This window comes from Mesobacillus sp. QJM3NY_10, from assembly GCF_056173465.1.
Genome location: NZ_CM149675.1, coordinates 1663668 through 1683467 on the forward strand (window position 1 = coordinate 1663668; position 19800 = coordinate 1683467).

Below are 19800 nucleotides of genomic sequence, written 5' to 3' on the forward strand. Positions count from 1 at the left end.
CCGTTATTTTTCTTTCAATATACGATTTCCAAGTAACCATACATAAATGAGCAAACTGCCGATTGTAATAAGCGGTCCGGCTGTGATGAGCATGTTATGCGCTGCTGCGAGGCGGCTGCCTTCCGAAGTAAGATATTCCATTACCGGCAGAGCATTGGATGGCTGGCCATCTTCAAAAAAGCGTACATATACCGGCTTCCATAAAATGAAAGCATAAAATGCTGAAAAGATGCCGTGAATGATCCTTGCAAAAAAGAAAGGCTGAAAGCGGATGTCTGTCTGGGCAAGAATGCTGGCAACCTGAGCCTGGACACTAAAACCGCTGAAGGCGAGTATGAAGCTGGTTATAACAGCCTGATGCATCAGGGTAGCTTCCTGAATCTGGCTGGTCATTTGGCTGCCGAGAGTAATTTCGAAAAGGCCTGAAATGAATGGCAGGCTAAGCATATCTGTCATGCCGAGCATCACTAGCATTATTTCAAGGAATTCAGCCAGGAATGAGGTGATGTGAAGATGGAATAGTAGTTTGTTAATAACCGAGAATAAGATAATGAACCCGCCGATCATTAACAAGGTCTGGATGGAAGACATCACAGCGTCACCCAGCAGTTTTCCTATCGGACGATTGTCTTTTATCCTTGTCCTGTGCAAAGCGGCAAACGCATCCCTGATCGTCAGGTTTCGTTCCTTTTCCTTTGTGGCATTTTCTTCACTTCTGCCATAGAACCTCATAATCAATCCAACGCTGATGTTTCCAAGGTAATGGGCAAGGGCCAGAATAACACCGAGCTGAACATTATAAAAGAAGCCAACTGACACAGCGCCAAAAATGAATAACGGATTGGATGAATTAGTAAACGATACAAGCCGTTCTGCTTCGATCTTAGACAGCTGTCCTTCCTGGCGCATTCGGGCCGTCAGCTTTGCTCCTGCAGGGAAGCCGGAAGCCATGCCCATTGCCCAGACAAAACCTCCTACACCCGGTACCCTGAACAGTGGCCTCATCAAAGGTTCCAACAAAACACCAATAAAACGAACCACACCAAATCCAATAAGCATTTCTGAAACGATGAAAAAAGGAAGGAGTGAGGGAAAGACAATTTCCCACCACATATTCAAGCCTCTAATCGAAGCATCAAAGGATTGCTGTGGAAAAGAAATAAGTGAAGCAGCCAGAAAAGTGACGGAGGCTGCAAGGAAAATTGTTTTAATTCTAGATTTAATCACCTAAATATCCTCCTTCCTGCGGTCTTGCTGTGAAACTTTTTTAAATCAATGGTAAAATAGAAGGAAACTCACCAGAGGGGTTATTTTCCATTTATCTTCCGATTCTATGTACCTTCCTTACAGTCATATATGTGGAAGGGCCTGTTATGATTTCAATTTAATTCAACTGATTATTTGGTTTAGAAAAATACATAAATAATGATTAGTTGTCAGCCTTGTCCTCATATAAATCAATATACTCGCTGAACTTCAAATTAGACCAAGTTTAGTCTGTACCCGAAAAAATCATGGTTTTAAGGGAGGAAAAAGCTTTGGCAAGTCCAAAGATAGGTTTAGCTCTAGGGTCAGGTGGAGCACGGGGATTTGCCCATCTGGGTGTCATAAAAGTTTTAAGAGATGAAGGCATCCCAATCGATTTGATTGCCGGAAGCAGCATGGGTGCACTGGTAGCATCATTTTATGGTGCGGGACTTGACGTCGACCGTCTCTATAAACTATCGCGTGTGTTCAAACGGAAATATTATCTTGATTTTACGGTACCAAAGATGGGATTTATCGCCGGGAAAAGGGTGAAAGAGCTCATCAGGATTTTTACCCATGGAAAAATGATCGAGGAACTGGATATCCCGATTGGCATAGTTGCCACAGACCTGATGTCAGGGGAGAAGGTCGTCTTTAAAAAAGGACCTGTGGCGGAGGCTGTAAGAGCTAGCATCGCGATTCCGGGTATTTTTGTCCCGGAAAAGCTGGATGGAAGGTTGTTCGTCGATGGCGGAGTTGTTGACCGGATTCCTGTATCAGTTGCTAAGGAGATGGGAGCAGATATCGTTATCGCAGTTGATGTATCCAGCGTGAAGAAGAACGAGGATGTTACCTCGATTTTCGATGTGATCATGCAGAGTATCGATATCATGCAAATGGAGCTGGTCTCAAATCGAGAGGTCGCTTCCGATGTAATGCTAAGGCCTCCGGTCGAAATGTTTAATTCCAAAGCATTCACTAATATAGAAGAGATCATTGCGATTGGCGAAGAAGAAGCAAAAAAGCACATCGATAAGATAAAAAAGTGCATTGAACAATGGAAGGAGCCTCAATCAGAATGAGCAGAAAAAAGTCTATAGCTCTGTCTATATTTGCAGCTATATTATTAATGGCCAGCGCTCTTTATTACTTGCCTTACTATGTTACCAAACCGGGAATGGCTAAGGAGCTGGAACCGATTGTCGAAGTTGAAGACGGGTACGATGAGGAAGGAAGCTTCATGCTTACGACAGTCAGGATGGGCAGAGCGAATATATATGCCTATATCATTGCCAAACTGAGCAAATATCAGGAAATCTATCCTGTAGAAGATATCAGGGCGGATAATGAGTCTGATGAAGAATACAATATCCGCCAGCTGCACATGATGGATAATTCGAAGACATCGGCAATAGAGGTGGCCTATAAAAAAGCTGGTAAACCAGTTAACTACACCTATAAGGGAGTATATGTGTTAAGGATCATGGAAGGGATGCCGGCTGAAGGCAAACTTATGCCTGGCGATCTAGTTTTCCGGGTGGATGATAATGACTTTGAATCATCTGAAGAGTTCATTGAATATGTCAGTTCAAAAAAACCAGGAGATACAGTCGAGCTTTCCTATAAACGGAATGGGAAGTCAAATTCAGTTAAAATACCTCTAAAGGCACTTGATGATGGAAGCGACCGACCGGTAGTAGGAATTCAGCTTGTGGATGACAAAGAAATTGACGTTGAGCCAGATGTAACAGTACAATCTGATGAAATCGGTGGTCCATCTGCTGGCCTAATGTTTTCGCTGGAAATCTACAATCAATTGATCGAGGAAGATTTGACCAAAGGTTATGAAATAGCTGGTACAGGAACAATGAGTTCCGATGGAACAGTGGGAAGGATCGGCGGGATCCAGCAAAAAGTAGTAGCTGCAGATAAGGCAGGTGCAGAAATCTTCCTTGCTCCGTTTGAAAAAGGTGCCAAGGGCTCGAACTATGAAGAGGCGCTGATCGCCGCTAAAGATATTGAGACGAAAATGAAAATAGTCCCTGTAGATACTTTTGAGGAAGCTGTATCCTATCTGGAGAATTTAAAAGAAAAATCAAGCTGAGACCAGCTTGATTTTTCTTTTTTTTGCGGATTTGTTACGTCTTTAAGACGCTCCAGAGATTTTTCATAATTTCAACATGATTGGCGGCCGTGCGAATTCTTCTGTTAGCAGCTGTTCTTGTCCATAGCCCTTTTGGCCGAGAGCATATATCCTTGATGCTTTGATATCCATTTCAATATCAGGATCGGAAAAAGCAGAAAGCTTTGAAACAAGTGGCAGGCTGAAATCCTTTTTCATATAGTTCAGGTAGGAGCGGCCTTTTTCCGTTGCGCCTAATAGTCTCAAATAATTCACCGTTTTTTGGCTCGTTTTCATGGTGTCTTTGCTTGTATTGGTTAAAATATGAAGGCAGACTCTCTGCAGCCTTGTCCAAGTGTAACGCTTGGTTTTGATTGATTCCATGAATTGCTGGAATGAGCCTGAGGAAGCTGCTGCTGCAAGCAATCTGTTCTCCAGACCTTCTTCCACTTCATAGAAGCCTCTTAATTCTGATGGTTTGCTCTGAAGCAATTTATATTTCAATAATGGCCAGTAATTTTCCCATGAATGAAAACCGCCATATTGATCTCTGTAGTTTATAAGCTGATCGTAGGTCGTTGCTGGTACGTACTGCTTAATATTTTCTATTTCTCCTGCGGCTCCGAATAGGGCTTTGCGTATGCTCGTAGCGCTGGCAATCGTGGCGGAAGCAAAATGCTCATCATGGTAACCGGCGTTCTTTCTGGTGATCGTATCAGCTTTCATTGAGCTTTTTTGCCTGATGATCGCCTGTATGTAATGAAGACCGAGGATGTTATTCGGCCTTGAAATATCGATGTAGCTTTCATCTGGAGCAAGATATTGAAAACTTAGGGAGATTGATTTAGGGTAACTATATCCTTCTCCAGTGTAAAATCTTATTCTCTCCTGGAATTTTTCATTGTTTTCTTCAAGAAAGGCGATCGTCTTATTGAAGGCAGCCAAATCACCTGATTCACTGCCAAAACAAAGAGTATCGCAGCCAGCAGCAGAAAGAATCGATACTGCCCCTTCTGCAAAGGTTTCCGCATGCTGTGTCGCAAAACGATAAGGAAGCTCGAACACGATGTCAACACCTGCTTCTAGAGCCATCTGTGTCCTTGCCCACTTTGAGACAAGTGCAGGCTCCCCGCGCTGCAGGAAGTTCCCGCTCATCGCCGCAATAGAGATATCTGCCCCGGATTGTTGCTTTGCCTGTTGCAGGTGGAATAAATGGCCATTATGGAAAGGATTATATTCAACAACAACGCCAACAGCTTTCATTCTTGTACTCCTTCATGTTAAGATGGATAGTGCATTGTCTTGAAGTTTAATTTAAAGTATTTATGTAAATTATAGTGTAAAGAAAAAATATTGACAAATGATTACGCGAAGGTCTATAATTACCTTTGTTGCCTTGGGGTGATTCTATGAAATGGACAATAAGTCAGATACAAAAACATCGAAACAAGGACTTTCTGATTGACGAGTTTGTCCGAATGGACTCGATTAAGGAAATAGATCCGACAATCCGCGAGGTATCTCCCATCCATCTTACTGGAAGGGCAGACATCAGTGCCACGAGAGTGACATTCCATTTCCGGGTTGATGGACATCTAGTCCTTCCTTGTTCACGGACACTGGTTGATGTAAAATATCCAATTGATGTGGAAACTACTGAAACTTTCATGTTAAACAGCCACGATTATGAGGCTGTTGAGGAAGTTCATCAAGTAACAGGCGATGTCATTGACCTTGAACCAATCATTAGGGAGATCTTGCTAGTGGAAATTCCAATGCAAGTATTCTGTGATGATAGCGCTGGTCAAGAAGGCGCACCCCAGTCAGGTAAGGATTGGGAAGTAATCGAGGAACAGGAGAAATCCGAAAAACTCGATCCCCGGCTTGCCGGACTTGCAAAATTCTTTGAGGACTCTAAGGATTCCTCTGACTAATTGATTAAAAAAGAGCGTGGAGGTCCAGAAAAGGACTGGCCTTCATAAACTTTCTTATTCCTTTTAAGGAGGTGGGAAGAATGGCTGTACCATTTAGAAGAACGTCTAAAACTGCGAAAAGAAAACGCCGTACTCATTTTAAATTACAAGTTCCGGGTATGGTAGCATGCCCTAACTGCGGTGAAATGAAACTTGCTCACCGTGTGTGCAAAGCTTGCGGAACATACAAAGGAAAAGAAGTTGTAAACAACTAATTTTTCTCGAAAAAAGCACAGGATGCATCCGCATCCCTGTGCTTTTTTTCTTTTGCGTGAAATTCATGTTTTTCCTGCAAACTCTTTTACACGCTAATTTTAGTCACTCCAGAAGCTTCAGCACTTTTTAAATGTACAGAAGATTGATAAAATTTAGTGGACGAGAATTATAGGAGGCAAACAATGGATCCATACATAATTTTAAAAGAAAAAAATGGAGTGCTGCTTTTTACGATCAACAGGCCCGATAGAAGAAATGCCATAAACTATGAAGTAATGTCCGGACTTGAAAAAGCAATCGATATGGCTGCAGGAAATGATGTTAAAGTCTTTGCTATTACAGGGGCAGGTGACCAGGCATTTTGTTCTGGTGGGGATTTGTCCGCCTTCCACAGTTTAAAAACAGAGACACAGGCGTATGGGATGCTCTCAAGGATGGCGGGTATTTTATATAAGCTTCTAGTCCTGCCGAAGCCGACGATTGCCATTCTGAATGGTTCTGCTGTAGGCGGAGGTTGTGAAATCGCTTCTGCCTGCGACTTCCGGATCGGAAGAGAAGGAATGAAAGCGGGATTTGTCCAGGGGAACCTCGCCATTACGACCGGATGGGGAGGAGGATCGATCCTATTAGAGAAACTTCCACAGAATATTGCGATGAAAATGCTCCTTGATGCAAAAATTCACACTGCTGAAGAACTCAAGGAATTTGGGTACATCCACCAAATTTATAAAGATGATCCGATAGATGCCTGTCTCTCATTTATGAGTGGGAGCTTGGATAAAGAGGCAACTGTATTAGAAGCATATAAAACAATGTTGAATAAAAAATGGAAGCTATTATCAATGAGAGAAAGGATGGAAGAAGAGGCTGCAAGATGTGCTGTCCTTTGGGAGGATGACGCACACCACAAAAAAGTGGACGAATTCATGAACAAAAAAAAATAAAAATAATTAGCAGGGTATTAGGTGTTATCAGTCTATCTTTCCTATTAGATGCATATGAATGAATAAAAAACAATAGGAGGGATTTATTGATGCCATTAACCCGTCAGGATGCCTGGTCACAGGATGAAGATTTATTGCTTGCTGAAGTTGTACTACGAAATATCAGAGAAGGCGGTACACAACTGAAAGCGTTTGAAGAAGTAGGAAAGCAGCTTTCGAGGACAGGAGCTGCTTGTGGTTTTCGCTGGAATTCCTATGTAAGAAAACAATATAAATCTGGTATTGAGCTGGCGAAAAAGCAACGGAAGGAAGCAAAAAAACAGGCAAAGACACAAGAGAAGGAAGAAGTGGCTGCGGCACCAGTAAGCGAAGCGCCAAGTAAGCCTTCAGAACAAGAGGAGAAGCATTCAAACCTTAGCATAGAAGCAGTAAAGCAATATCTTGACGATCTCTATGAAAAAGCTGCAGCAGCAAATAGCCAGGATGTGCAAAAAGAAAAAATCCGTGGGCTGGAAAAGCAAATCTATTACTTGTCTGCTGAAAATGATAAATTAGAAACACAGTTGCGTTCCATGGAAGAAGATTATCGTGCCTTGATTGACATCATGGATCGCGCGAAAAAAAGAGTAGGCCCTAAAGGCGAGGACCAGCAGCAAAAAATGAACTTCCAGGTTGAAGGAAAAGGAAATCTGGAGAAAGTCGAAAAATAGGCAATAGCGCCTGCCGGACATGGCAGGCGCTATTGTTTTGCATGATAGGAAAGTGTGAATTTTCAGTTCGATTATTGTCTAGCTCCAGCGCCTAGCCCCTCGAGACGTTTCGGTCCGCCCAATGAAGTCAAAGAACGACTTCACTGGTCGGCCCTCCAACGCTTGTCGGGGCTGACCAAGGCGCTTGCGCTTTTCTTATTGAACCTGTTCTGTTACACCTGCTGGATACCAGACAAGCGGATTCTCGCCACGGTCTCTCTCTACATCATAATGAACTGGCGTGAAGCCCATTTTATCCCAGAAGTCCTGGGATTTGACTCTAGGATTTGTTTTGATTGGCAAACCATAACTTTTGGCGAATTCAACAAGTGCTTTTCCATAACCATTGCCCTGGTAATTTGGAAGAACTTCTAACTTCCAAAGCTCAAGATAATCCTGGGGAGGTTCGAAATAGCGGTCAAATTGCTTCTTGACCTGGTAAAGGCTCATACGGGCAACAAGCTTGTCACCGAAATAGATTCCGTAGAACGGTGAATCGCTATCATTTTCAACAATGTTCGCTTCCAAGTCCTCAAGCATCGAAAGTTCCTGGTGGCCATACTCTTTGAATTTCTTGAATTCTTCTAATGTCTTATAATTGATTTTCAGTTTCTCCACTTTATTCACCATAAAACAATCCCCCGATCAAGCCGCCAATAATTCATTGTACATTTACCCGAAATATGGAATATTTAAAGGCAGCTGAATATATTTGTTTTTTATAGCCTATTTTTATTATATTATAAAAACATGAAAAATTCTGCATTTGAATTTTAGAAAGCGGTTCCAATTTTTGCAGGAAAGATACAGAATATTGTAGAATTTTATATAGTGAGCGTATTTTTTTACGGGAAAGGGGAAATAGCGTGCAAAAAATATTAATTGCGAACAGAGGAGAAATTGCGCTTCGTATTATCCGAACTTGCCGCGAACTTGGGGTTAAAACAGTAGCTGTCTATTCTGATGCGGATAAAGAGCTGCCTTTTGCAAAAGAAGCTGACAGCGCTTACCGGATTGGCGAGCCACCTGTTCAAAAATCATATCTTAATGCAGATGAAATTTTAAGAATTGCAAAGGAAGAAAAGGTGGATGGCATCCATCCTGGTTATGGCTTTTTATCAGAAAACGCAGAGTTTGCCCGTAAAGTGAAGGAAGCAGGTTTGACTTTCATTGGTCCTGCTCCGGATACGATTGAAAAAATGGGTGATAAAATCGTCGCAAGAACAACGATGGAAGAAGCAGGTGTACCTGTCGTTCCGGGCAGTGACGAGGGATTAAAGACGCTGGAGGATGCTGTCAAGCTTGCAGATGAAATAGGCTATCCTGTCATGCTAAAGGCGAGCGGGGGCGGCGGAGGCATTGGCATGGTGCTTTGTGAAAATGAGCAAGCGCTCGCTAAGAATTTTGATTCTACGAAGGGCAGGGCAAAGGCTTACTTTGGTTCTGATGAAGTATTCATTGAAAAATACATCAAAAATGCTCGGCATGTCGAGGTACAGATTTTTGGCGATACCCATGGCAACCATGTACATATGTTCGAACGTGATTGCTCGATCCAGCGTCGCCATCAAAAAGTGATTGAAGAGGCACCTTCGCCATTCCTGAAGGAAGAAGCACGGCAGAATATGTATGATACAGCTGTAAAAGCCGCTAAAGCAGTGGACTATGTGAACGCAGGAACTGTGGAATTCATTGTTGATGAGAACGAAAACTTCTACTTCCTTGAAATGAACACAAGACTGCAGGTTGAACATCCAGTCACAGAAACCATTACAGGCCTTGATCTTGTAAAGTGGCAGATTCTCGTCGCCCGTGGGGAAAAACTGCCGTTGCTCCAGGATGAAATTGAAAAGAAGGGTTGGGCCATAGAATTCCGTTTGTATGCGGAAGACCCAGTAAGGTTCCTGCCTTCACCTGGTAAGATCAATGAGTTTTCATGGGTAGATGCAAAAGGTGTTCGGGTTGATTCTGGTTATGAATCCGGTTCGACTGTAACCCCATTTTATGACCCTATGGTGGCCAAATGCATTGTAGGGGGCAATACTCGGGAAGAAGCAATTCTGCTAGCGCAGGAATTTTTCGAGAACCTGAAAGTCGAAGGCATTAAATCCAATGCCCCGTTGTTTGCGGAAATTTTAAGTGAAGAGGGCTTCAAATCGGGCAGCTACACGACAGCCTATTTAACAGAAAGAAAAATGGCATCTAAATAGAGGAGGAAGAGAACATGAAAGAAATTACAGCAAATATGGCAGGTACAGTACTTAATGTGATGGTAGCAGCGGGAGACACGGTATCAGAGGGGCAGGAAGTCCTAATGCTTGAATCAATGAAGATGGAAATCCCAGTTGAAAGCCAGGGTGCTGGAAACGTTGCTGAAGTGAAGGTTAATATCGGAGACTTTGTAAACGAAGGCGATGTCCTGCTTGTTTTAGAATAATAGATTTTTAGGAGGAGTAGAATGACTACCGCAAAGACTTTAACTGATACATTACAGGAAAAAGTTCAACAAATCGAAGCTGGCGGACAACAGAAATATCATGACAAGCTAGCTGAACAAAATAAATTGTTTGTACGTGAGCGCTTAAATCTATTATTTGACGAAGGAGTCTATGAGGAAGATGGCAAATTTGCCAACTTCCAGGCTGGCGACCTTCCGGCAGATGGTGTCGTAACAGCGATTGGCAAAATCGGCGGCCAGACAGTATGTGTCATGGCGAATGATTCAACAGTAAAAGCGGGTTCCTGGGGAGCCAGGACGGTTGAGAAAATCATCAGAATCCAGGAAACAGCCGAAAAGCTGAAAGTGCCATTATTGTACCTCGTGGATTCTGCTGGAGCCAGGATTACAGACCAGCTTGATATGTTCCCTAACAGAAGGGGAGCAGGCAAGATCTTTTACAATCAAGTGAAATTGTCTGGAGTAATCCCGCAAATCTGCCTTCTTTTCGGGCCTTCTGCAGCTGGAGGAGCATATATCCCTGCTTTCTGCGATATCGTCATCATGGTTGACCAGAATGCATCGATGTATCTGGGGTCACCAAGGATGGCGGAAAAGGTAATTGGCGAGAAAGTAACGCTTGAGGAAATGGGCGGAGCCCGCATGCATTGTTCTGTCAGTGGTGTAGGCGACATGCTCGTTTACAGCGAGGAAGAAGCCATTGAATCAGCGAAGCGCTATTTGAGCTATTTCCCTGCAAATTTCCAATCGAAGACAGAAGTGGTCGAAGGAGTAGCTCCTAAGGATGGAAGAAGTCTTGAAGAGATTGTTCCATTGAACCAAAACGCTCCATTTGATATGTATGAAGGTATTGATTCATTGATCGACGAGGGAAGTTTCTTTGAAATCAAAAAGTTGTTCGCTCCAGAGATCATCACTGGGCTTGCGCGTATAGACGGAAAGGCAGTTGGAATCATTGCCAACCAGCCGAAGGTGAAGGGCGGAGTATTGTTCGTAGACTCTGCCGATAAGGCTGCTAAATTCATCACGCTCTGTGATGCATTCCATATCCCATTGTTGTTCCTTGCTGACGTGCCGGGATTCATGATAGGTACGAAGGTTGAGAGAGCTGGTATCATCCGCCATGGTGCGAAACTGATTGCTGCGATGAGCTCAGCTACCGTACCGAAAATCTCTGTAATTGTCCGTAAGGCATACGGAGCTGGTTTATACGCAATGGCAGGACCGGCATTCGAACCAGATTGCTGCATCGCCCTGCCGACTGCGCAAATCGCGGTAATGGGTCCGGAAGCTGCTGTCAATGCGGTATACTCCAACAAAATCAATCAAATTGAAGACCCTAAAGAGAAAATCGCTTTTGTCCAGGAGAAGCACCAGGAGTATAAAGAAAGTATCGACATCTATAAGCTCGCTTCCGAACTGATCGTTGACGACATTGTTGCAGCAAACGACCTGAGGAATGCACTGATAGACCGATTCAAGCTATACGAAACTAAAGATATGGAATTCAGTGTAAGGAAACATCCTGTATATCCGGTATAAGAACAAAAAGCGCAAGCGCCTCGTTCAGCCCCGACAAGCGCTGGAGGGCCTGACAGTGAAGTCGTTCTTTGACTTCATTGGCAGGACCGAAGCGTCTCGAGGGGCTAGGCGCTGGAGCTGGATTAAGACAACCCATATAGTTATCCACATAGTAATTATTTTATAATTACATTAACAAAAGCAAAACGGAGATCCTATTGGGTCTCCGTTTTGCTTTTACGGGTGGGAAAAGATAACGCTCTATCAAAATTAATTTAAATAACCATAATCCCTTCTTCCTAATAAGCAATAGTTTCTGCTAAAATATGACTAAAGTCATTGTAATACCGGTGTGAAATATAATAGATTTTTTCCAATAGACATGAATGCCCTTTAGGGCAGGATGTGGGGTTTTTATGAAAATAGGAATAATCGGCGGCGGGTCAATAGGTTTATTATTCTCTTATTACCTGAGCATGGATAATAATGTTTCTATCTACACAAGGACACGGGAACAAGCAGACTCAATTAACGAACATGGTCTTCATCTTGTAAAACATGGAATAGAGCATACTCCTGCAAAGGTGACTGCTGTCCCAATCCAGGAATGGAAGGGGAACGATGATTTAACAGTTGTTGCGGTGAAGCAATACCAGCTGGAAAGTTTAATATCTGAAATAAAAGTTAAAGCCAAAGGGAGCATCCTTTTTCTTCAAAATGGCTATGGCCATATCAAACTGCTTTCCGAATTGGAAACAGCTGAAGTTTATGTCGGATCCGTTGAACACGGAGCTGTAAGAAAGAACGGCTTTACAGTTCAGCATAATGGGTTGGGCGTAACAAGAACAGCGGTATATAAAGGAGAAGATGACCTTCTTAGAGAATTATCTAGTATAGCTGCTTCGGGTTTTCCGTTCATCCTTGAACCGGATTTCAAGGAGATGCTAATCAAAAAGTTGGTGGTCAATTCGGTTATCAATCCATTGACAGCAATTCTTAAAGTTAAAAACGGTGAACTGATCCACAATCCATTTTACTTTGAAATTTTTAAGCAAATGTTTGATGAGTGTGCTCATGTACTTGATTTGCCTAATCGGGAACAGTACTTCCAAAATCTTATGACAGTTTGCGAAAAAACGGCAAATAACCATTCATCCATGTATAAAGATATTGAAAATGGCCGACAAACTGAAATTGACGCCATACTCGGGTATTTGCTCGAATTATCTAGAAGCAAAAATATAAAAGCTCCATTAATACATAATTATTATCATTGCATCAAGGGGAAGGAGCACGAAAGGGAGGGAGCATGATGCCGGGATTCTTCTCCGCACTTGTTGCCGCATTGATCACAGTTCCAATGATTGGCTACCTCGCTGTGTTCATCATCAGTAAGCAAATTACAGGCAATCATCGGCGTTCGGTCAATCTGGCAATTGATTTCAGCACCTTTTTGCTGGTGCTGTCTGTCCATTTTTTGATCATCACCATCTGGGAAAAGTCTTTACTGTGGCTGATTTTGATCATTTTATTTGGACTTGCGGCAATATTTGTCTGGATTCATTGGAAGTACAAAGAGGAAATCGTACTGCCGAAAGTATTTAGAGGCTTTTGGCGCTTCAATTTCCTGCTTTTCTTTTCTGCCTACATCGTCCTTGTGTTGTATGGTTTGGTTAAGCGCCTGACGTTTTTGTTTGCTTAATCTAGTGTTGGACCGTTCTTTAGAAGGTCCAGCATTTTTTATTGTCAGTCGGGATGAGAGAGAAGAGGGCAAAAGCTGTCAAGAAACCTTCGTGGAGAAAGTGCTAAAGCTGTCAGGAATCCATCGTAATCATGACAGGTTTAAGGTAAAAGAGGCAAAAGCTGTCAAGAAAGCATCATAATCATGACAGGTTTCGTGGAGAAGAGGCAAAAGCTGTCAAGAAAGCATCATAATCATGACAGGTTTCGTGGAGAAGAGGCTAAAGCTGTCAAGAAAGCAGCGTAATCATGACAGGTTTAAGGTAAAAGAGGCTAAAGCTGTCAAGAAAGCATCATAATCATGACAGGTTTCGTGGAGAAGAGGCTAAAGCTGTCAAGAAAGCATCGTAATCATGACAGGTTTCGTGGTAAAGAGGCTAAAGCTGTCAAGAATCCATCATAATCATGACAGGTTAGAGGTAAAAGAGGCTAAAGCTGTCAAGAAAGCATCATAATCATGACAGGTTTCGTGGAGAAGAGACTATAGCTGTCAAGAAAGCATCATAATCTTGACAGGTTAGAGGTAAAAGAGGCTATAGCTTTCAAGAAACCATCGTAGTTATAACAGGTATTGCTTGCGAAAGTACAAAATGGTCAAATTCATTATAAAAATCTTGATTTTAGAAATTTCGTAAAGCAAAGTTTTTTTCTTTTCATTTCAAACAATGCTATACTCATAACAGTGAAAATTGCTTACGAGAAAGGAAGTACAAGTTAATGGAGATGTTGAATCTCTCTCTTCCGGCAGCGAACCGGTTTGCGACAGATTACCTGGCAGGAAGCCCTGAATTGCAGAGCTTCTTTCATTATAATTTTACAGACGAAAATTCTTATATTCATCGCCTTGATGAATTGAAAAATAGAAGCTTTATGAGGAATGAGCTTGCAGACCATATCCAGTTCTTCATGTCTCGTTATGCCAAGTCGGACAAAATCACTGATCATATTGATAAGCTCAGAAAAGAAAATAGCGTTGCAGTCATCGGAGGACAGCAGGCAGGGATTCTGACTGGACCGCTATATACCATTCATAAAGTTATTTCGATTATCAAGCTTGCTGAACAAAAAGAGGCGGAGCTGGGCGTCCCAGTCGTACCCGTATTTTGGATTGCCGGAGAAGACCATGATTACCAGGAAGTTAACCATGTGTACGTCATGAAGGACAATAAACAGGAAAAGTGGGTTTATCCTGAAAGGAATCTAGAGAAAAAAATGATTTCAGAAGTGTGTATCAACAGGGAATTATGCTATTCCTGGGTTGAAGAAATCATGGAAACCTACGGAGAAACAAAGCACACGAAAGAAGTATTGGCATTTGCTTTAGAATCTTTGGAGAAAGCGGAATCCTTCGTTGATTTTTTTGCGATGATTATCATGGAGCTTTTCAAGGACTCAGGCTTGCTGATTGTGGATTCCGGAAATAAAGAACTGCGCAGACTGGAAAAAGAATATTTCATCAATCAAATTAAAAACCACCGTGAAGTTACAACTGCTGTTCTTGGCCAACAAGAACAGACAATCTCGGCTGGCTTTGCGAATATGATTGATATTAACGAGAATGCTGCGAACCTTTTCTTTTACGATGAAAAAGTAAATGAGCGGATTTTGCTTCAATTTGACCCAGAAAGTGGCGGATTTTCAGGTAAGAATGGAGAAGTCAGCTTCACATATGATGAGTTGATGGAGATTGCGAACGAATATCCCGAGAAGCTTAGCAATAATGTCATCACACGTCCGTTAATGCAGGAGTGGCTGTTCCCAACGCTTGCCTTCATTGGAGGTCCGGGTGAAATTGCTTATTGGGCCGAGCTGAAACTCGTTTTTGAACATTTCAGTCTCAAAATGCCTCCACTCGTTCCGAGACTTAACATCACACTGCTTGAAAGATCGATTGAGTCTGACCTAAATGAACTGAACCTCGATTTGAAAGAGGTATTAATCTCAGGCACTAGCGGGCATGAACTCAAATTTATCGACTCATTAAAGGATCGTGAAGTGGAAGAACTTTTCGAGAATGTAAAAACAATGCTGGTAGATCAATATAAAGTCATCCGAGAAAAATCTAACGGAATTGACCCGGTACTGATGCCCATGCTGCAGAAGAACGAATCCATTCTGATAAAGCAGGTTGGTTTTATGGAAGATAAAATCGTAGAGGCAATCTGCCGTAAGCATGACCATATCCTGAGAAAATTTACAAGAGTAGAAAATGCGTTAAAACCAGGCGGATCACCGCAGGAAAGAGTCTGGAACCCATTTTACTATTTGAATAAGTACGGATTAGATTTAATACCAGAATTACTAAAGCTACATTATGAATTCGATGGTACCCACAAAATTATTAAATTGTAACTTCAAGCTTCATCCTACGAGGATGGAGCTTTTTTCTTTTGAAAAAATTGACGACCTCTGCACTGCCCGAAAAGAAGGGGGAAGATGATTTACGGTAAAAGCAACTGCTCTGCATTACCCGAAAAGAAGGGAAAAGATAAATTATCGTAAAAGCGGCACTTCTGCATTGCATGAAAGGAAGAGAAAAGACGAATTAAGGTGAATGCACCTTTTTGAAATGAAAGAAATTGATGGAAATGATTATTTCCGGGAGGATTTCATAGGCGGGGGGAGAATATTTAAAATAAGGTGGTGAAAAGTGGGGGAATGTGGTACATTGTATTTAGAAAGTGGGGGTAGTGGCATGTTCATGGGTGAATACCATCATAATGTTGATAGCAAAGGCCGATTGATCATCCCTGCCAAGGTCCGTGAAAACCTGGGAGAAATGTTCATTCTTACCCGTGGACTTGACCAGTGTTTATTTGGCTATCCCGTTTCTGAATGGTCAGTGATCGAAGAAAAGCTAAAAGGACTTCCGCTGACTAAAAAAGATGCACGAGCATTTACCCGTTTTTTCTTTTCGGGTGCTACCGAGAGTGAAATTGACAAACAGGGGAGAGTCAATATTCCTTCCCCGCTGATGCAATACGCCAAGCTTGAGAAAGAATGTGTGATTTTAGGTGTTTCCAATCGAATTGAAATTTGGAGCAAAGCCATCTGGGAAGAATATTTCGCAGAATCTGAGGAATCTTTTGCTGAAATTGCGGAAAATATGATTGGATTTGATATTTAAGGGTAACATTATTCTGATATAATATTACCTGCTCCTCGATTGGAAAGGTGGATCATAATGTTTAAACATACAACAGTTTTACTGGAAGAAACAGTAGACGGGCTCGATATCAAGCCTGACGGTACATATGTGGATTGCACTCTCGGTGGCGCAGGCCACAGTGAATTGATTTTGTCCAAGCTTTCAGAAGAAGGAAAGCTATACGCGTTTGACCAGGACGATATCGCAATTGCGAATGCAAAAGAGAAGCTTGCTGCTTATGGCGACAGGCTGACAATCATTAGAAGCAACTTTCTTCATCTGAAGGAAGAGCTTGAAAAACATGGTGTAACTGAGGTTGACGGTGTGCTATATGACCTTGGAGTTTCATCTCCACAGCTGGACACGCCTGAACGAGGCTTCAGCTACCATCATGATGCTCCGCTTGATATGCGGATGGACCAGGACGCACCATTGTCCGCTTACGATGTAATTAATGAATGGCCATATGAGAAATTGGTCAAAATCTTTTTCCGGTATGGGGAAGAGAAATTTTCAAAGCAGATTGCCAGAAAGATCGAGGCGGCAAGGGAAAGTAAACCGATTGAAACCACAGGTGAACTTGTCGAGTTGATCAAGGATGCAATTCCTGCACCTGCAAGGAGAAAAGGCGGTCATCCTGCAAAGAGGGTGTTCCAGGCAGTGAGAATTGCTGTTAATGATGAACTCGGTGTATTTGAAAAATCACTTGAGCAGGCTATTGACTTGCTTGCTGTAGGCGGAAGAATCAGTGTCATCACCTTCCACTCACTTGAGGACAGGATTTGTAAGGTTACCTTGAAAAAAGCGAGCGAAACACCCCCGCTGCCGCCAGGGTTGCCAATCATTCCGGAAGAATACCAGCCGAAGTTGAAGCTGGTCACACGAAAGCCAATTCTCCCTTCAGAGGAAGAGCTTGAGTTCAATAACAGGGCAAGATCTGCAAAACTGCGTATCGCTGAAAAAGTTAAAAAATAAAAATATAAAATATAATTTCAGGAGGGAAAATGATGAGCAATCTGGCTAGAAAATTGCAGCAAGAACAACAGCAGCGCACTGTTCAGGCGCCGGCAAAAGCGCCGGCAAAACGCAATTCGATACTGACGCCCGGCGAAAAAATCCTGATGTTTGTTTTCGGGGCAATTGTTTGCTTCGGCGCAACATTCATGGTTTCAAAACAGGCAGCCATTTACGAAGTCAACAAAGAAATACAAATCATTGAAGGCAGCATTCAGGAGCAGCAAAAGGTTAACAGTGACCTTGAAATCCAGATTAGCGAATTAAGTACCTATGAAAGAATCAAGAAGGTAACAGAAAAGCTCGGTTTAACATTGAATGAAGACAATGTTAAAGGTGTGGAAAACTGATGATCAAGAAACAGCCAAATATGAATGCAGGAGCAGCGGTATTATTCGTAATATTCAGCCTGCTCTTTTTTATCTTGATTTTCAGGTTCATTACAATCCAGGTCACCGGGGAAGTGCATGGACAAGCCCTGGCTGCAAGGGCGCAGCAAAAGTACTCGAATGAAAAAGTAATCGAGGCGACAAGAGGAACGATTTTTGACCGAAAAGGCGAAGTTGTTGCTGAGGATACAACTGCCTACACGCTTGTCGCTATCCTTAATGAATCGGTGACAACGAATAAAAAGAAACCAAAGCATGTGAACGATCCTGCGAAAACAGCAGCAGTCCTTGCGAAGTATATCGATATGAGTGAGTCGGATATCTATAAAAGACTGACGAAAAAAGGCCCTTGGCAGGTTGAATTCGGAAAAGCCGGCCGCGACATTTCCCATCAGGCCAAACGTGAAATTGAAGAGCAGAAGCTGCCTGGGATTACTTTTTTACGAGATTCAAAGAGGTTCTATCCGAATGGTGTATTTTCATCCCACTTAGTCGGTTTTGTGGAAAAGGAAGAAACGGAGGACAATAAAACTGTTACTTCTGGACAGCTGGGGATAGAAAAAACACTTAATAATGAATTGACTGGTAAAAATGGCTCTCTTTCATTCGAAAGTGATTTATGGGGCTTCCTTTTACCTGACGGGGAGAGAAAAGTCACTCCTGCACAAGATGGCAGCAATGTGTTTTTAACGATTGATAAAAAAATCCAAACGTTCGTGGAGGATGCGGTCGATCGTGTAGACAAAGAATACAAGCCAAAGAAAATCATTGCAGTCGTCGCTGATCCGAAGACAGGGGATATCCTTGCGATGGCACAGCGTCCGAGCTTCCACCCGACGACAAGAGACGGGCTGGATAATAGCTGGCATAACGAGGTGGTGGAAACACCGATCGAGCCAGGTTCGACGATGAAAATTTTCACGCTTGCCGCGGCAATTGAAGAGAACAAATGGAATCCGAATGAGTGGTATAAATCTGGTTCCTATAAAGTTACCGAAAACTCCAAGCCGATTCGCGATCATAACGGCAGCGGCTGGGGCTCAATTACCTATCTTGAAGGAATCCAGCGCTCCTCTAACGTTGCAGTGGCAAAGCTGGTAAATGAAAAAATCGGTACGGAAAAATTCAGAGAGTACTTAACTGATTTTGGCTTTGACCAGCCTACAGGCATTGACCTTCCAAACGAAGCAGCTGGAACGATTGTCTATAGATGGCCGATTGAGAAAATTACGACATCATACGGCCAGGGAACAACTGTGACACCAATCCAGATGATCCAGGCAGCAACAGCAGTAGCAAATGATGGGAAGATGATGAAACCGCGAGTGATTGATAAGATAGTCAATCCGAACACTGGTGAAGTGATCACACAGGAAGATCCGAAGTCCGTTGGTCAGCCTATATCAGCTGAAACAGCAAAGCAGGTACGAGATGTTTTAGGGACAGTTGTAACTGGTGAGCATGGTACAGGGAAATCATACGCAATCGAGGGGTACGAGGTAGCTGGTAAAACAGGTACTGCGAACTTAACGGCCAACGGCAGTTATTTAGATGGAGCGAGCGATTATCTGTTTTCATTCCTTGGGATGGCTCCAAAAGATGATCCTAAACTAATCGTTTATGTCGCCGTTCAACAGCCGGAAATCGACCATTATTTTAAAGGTTCTATTCCAACGTCGATGATCTTCAAATCTGTGATGAAAAGCAGTCTACAGTATTTGAATATCAAACCTGCTTCAATGGAGAAAGCGGATTCCATACCGGTTCCCGAGGTAACCGGTATGAATTCAGCAGAAGCAAAGAAGTTGCTTGAATCCAAAGGGTTTGAAACAGTGATTATAGGAGACGGAAACCAGGTTGAGGAGCAGTTGCCAGAGGCAGAGATAATGGCTCTCGAGGGAGAAAAAGTCTTTATCAAGGCTTCGGGAGTCATGACATACCCAAACATGACAGACTGGTCACTCAGGGACGTCATGAAGCTAGCGCAAATTACAGGGGTTAAGCTAAACAAAGCCGGCAGCGGTTATGTCACAAAACAAAGCCTTAAGCCAGGGTTGCCAATCAATGAAGGCGAAAATTTGATTGTCGAGCTGGAAACCCCGCTGCAGCAATTTGAGAAATCATTGAAAACTGAAGAAGAAAATGAAGAAACAGAGGAAGTGGGCGGATGAGCCCTTCCTCTGTTTTTTTTGTTTAAGAAGACTCTTTTGTAAAAACCTTGGATACTGACAAGTCTATGCCTATAAGTTGTCTCAGGTTCGGATAAAAATCCTGCCGG

At 42.7% G+C, this 19800-nt stretch carries 19 protein-coding genes; 16 read left to right on the plus strand and 3 right to left on the minus strand.

Annotated features, from left to right (window positions below):
- Nucleotides 1-3: 3 nt before the first annotated feature.
- Complete coding sequence (gene ylbJ, locus AC0VX7_RS08270) at nucleotides 4-1227, minus strand: sporulation integral membrane protein YlbJ (RefSeq protein ID WP_475427435.1); 1224 nt, start codon at nucleotides 1225-1227, stop codon at nucleotides 4-6.
- 287 nt (nucleotides 1228-1514) lie between these two features.
- On the opposite strand from ylbJ, the gene AC0VX7_RS08275 reads away from it, so the two are divergent.
- Both AC0VX7_RS08275 and AC0VX7_RS08280 read left to right on the plus strand, forming a co-directional pair.
- Nucleotides 1515-2330, plus strand: a complete 816-nt coding sequence (locus AC0VX7_RS08275) for a patatin-like phospholipase family protein (RefSeq protein WP_215031948.1) — start codon at nucleotides 1515-1517, stop codon at nucleotides 2328-2330.
- Nucleotides 2327-3352 (plus strand): SepM family pheromone-processing serine protease, encoded by a 1026-nt coding sequence (locus AC0VX7_RS08280; protein WP_475427436.1) that lies wholly within the window; start codon nucleotides 2327-2329, stop codon nucleotides 3350-3352. The genes AC0VX7_RS08275 and AC0VX7_RS08280 overlap by 4 nt, the downstream gene beginning before the upstream one ends.
- Nucleotides 3353-3415: 63 nt before the next feature.
- Here the strand turns inward: AC0VX7_RS08280 and AC0VX7_RS08285 are convergent, their stop codons facing one another.
- Nucleotides 3416-4633 (minus strand): nucleotidyltransferase, encoded by a 1218-nt coding sequence (locus tag AC0VX7_RS08285; RefSeq protein WP_475427437.1) that lies wholly within the window; start codon nucleotides 4631-4633, stop codon nucleotides 3416-3418.
- Nucleotides 4634-4779: 146 nt separating this feature from the next.
- Between AC0VX7_RS08285 and AC0VX7_RS08290 the strand changes: the two genes are divergently transcribed.
- The 4 genes from AC0VX7_RS08290 (at nucleotide 4780) to AC0VX7_RS08305 (ending at nucleotide 7213) form a co-directional block, all read left to right on the plus strand.
- Complete coding sequence (locus AC0VX7_RS08290; RefSeq protein ID WP_215031939.1) at nucleotides 4780-5304, plus strand: YceD family protein; 525 nt, start codon at nucleotides 4780-4782, stop codon at nucleotides 5302-5304.
- A gap of 80 nt (nucleotides 5305-5384) precedes the next feature.
- On the plus strand, nucleotides 5385-5558 hold the full coding sequence (rpmF, locus tag AC0VX7_RS08295; protein WP_041965520.1) for a 50S ribosomal protein L32: 174 nt from the start codon (nucleotides 5385-5387) through the stop codon (nucleotides 5556-5558).
- A 183-nt stretch (nucleotides 5559-5741) separates the two neighbouring features.
- Nucleotides 5742-6503, plus strand: coding sequence for an enoyl-CoA hydratase/isomerase family protein (locus AC0VX7_RS08300; RefSeq protein WP_475427438.1), 762 nt, complete (start codon nucleotides 5742-5744; stop codon nucleotides 6501-6503).
- Nucleotides 6504-6592: 89 nt separating this feature from the next.
- A complete protein-coding gene (locus AC0VX7_RS08305) occupies nucleotides 6593-7213 on the plus strand; it encodes an RsfA family transcriptional regulator (protein ID WP_475427439.1) in 621 nt (206 codons plus the stop codon).
- 195 nt (nucleotides 7214-7408) lie between these two features.
- Here AC0VX7_RS08305 and AC0VX7_RS08310 read toward each other — a convergent pair whose 3' ends face one another.
- A complete protein-coding gene (locus AC0VX7_RS08310) occupies nucleotides 7409-7882 on the minus strand; it encodes an N-acetyltransferase (RefSeq protein WP_475427440.1) in 474 nt (157 codons plus the stop codon).
- Nucleotides 7883-8118: 236 nt separating this feature from the next.
- Here AC0VX7_RS08310 and AC0VX7_RS08315 point away from each other — a divergent pair, with 236 nt between their 5' ends.
- The 10 genes from AC0VX7_RS08315 to AC0VX7_RS08360 all read left to right on the plus strand — a co-directional run bounded on the left by AC0VX7_RS08315 (nucleotide 8119) and on the right by AC0VX7_RS08360 (nucleotide 19693).
- The gene (locus AC0VX7_RS08315; protein WP_475427441.1) at nucleotides 8119-9462 is read left to right on the plus strand and encodes an acetyl-CoA carboxylase biotin carboxylase subunit; all 1344 of its coding nucleotides are present in this window, start codon (nucleotides 8119-8121) and stop codon (nucleotides 9460-9462) included.
- A 14-nt stretch (nucleotides 9463-9476) separates the two neighbouring features.
- Entirely contained in the window at nucleotides 9477-9689 is a 213-nt protein-coding gene (locus tag AC0VX7_RS08320) for an acetyl-CoA carboxylase biotin carboxyl carrier protein subunit (RefSeq protein ID WP_041965515.1), read from the plus strand.
- A 21-nt stretch (nucleotides 9690-9710) separates the two neighbouring features.
- Nucleotides 9711-11252: an acyl-CoA carboxylase subunit beta gene (locus tag AC0VX7_RS08325; RefSeq protein WP_475427442.1), complete on the plus strand. Its 1542-nt coding sequence runs from the start codon at nucleotides 9711-9713 to the stop codon at nucleotides 11250-11252.
- Between the two features lie 395 nt (nucleotides 11253-11647).
- Nucleotides 11648-12544, plus strand: coding sequence for a 2-dehydropantoate 2-reductase (locus AC0VX7_RS08330; protein WP_475427443.1), 897 nt, complete (start codon nucleotides 11648-11650; stop codon nucleotides 12542-12544).
- Nucleotides 12541-12933, plus strand: a complete 393-nt coding sequence (locus tag AC0VX7_RS08335; protein ID WP_475427444.1) for a DUF3397 domain-containing protein — start codon at nucleotides 12541-12543, stop codon at nucleotides 12931-12933. The genes AC0VX7_RS08330 and AC0VX7_RS08335 overlap by 4 nt, the downstream gene beginning before the upstream one ends.
- A gap of 755 nt (nucleotides 12934-13688) precedes the next feature.
- Nucleotides 13689-15323, plus strand: a complete 1635-nt coding sequence (gene bshC, locus AC0VX7_RS08340) for a bacillithiol biosynthesis cysteine-adding enzyme BshC (protein WP_475427445.1) — start codon at nucleotides 13689-13691, stop codon at nucleotides 15321-15323.
- Nucleotides 15324-15666: 343 nt separating this feature from the next.
- Nucleotides 15667-16098 (plus strand): division/cell wall cluster transcriptional repressor MraZ, encoded by a 432-nt coding sequence (gene mraZ, locus AC0VX7_RS08345; RefSeq protein WP_102262102.1) that lies wholly within the window; start codon nucleotides 15667-15669, stop codon nucleotides 16096-16098.
- A gap of 57 nt (nucleotides 16099-16155) precedes the next feature.
- Entirely contained in the window at nucleotides 16156-17094 is a 939-nt protein-coding gene (gene rsmH / locus AC0VX7_RS08350; protein ID WP_475427446.1) for a 16S rRNA (cytosine(1402)-N(4))-methyltransferase RsmH, read from the plus strand.
- A gap of 29 nt (nucleotides 17095-17123) precedes the next feature.
- Nucleotides 17124-17483, plus strand: coding sequence for a cell division protein FtsL (gene ftsL, locus AC0VX7_RS08355; protein WP_475427447.1), 360 nt, complete (start codon nucleotides 17124-17126; stop codon nucleotides 17481-17483).
- Entirely contained in the window at nucleotides 17483-19693 is a 2211-nt protein-coding gene (locus tag AC0VX7_RS08360) for a penicillin-binding protein (RefSeq protein WP_475427448.1), read from the plus strand. Before ftsL ends, AC0VX7_RS08360 begins: the two co-directional genes overlap by 1 nt.
- The last annotated feature ends 107 nt before the right edge of the window (nucleotides 19694-19800 follow it).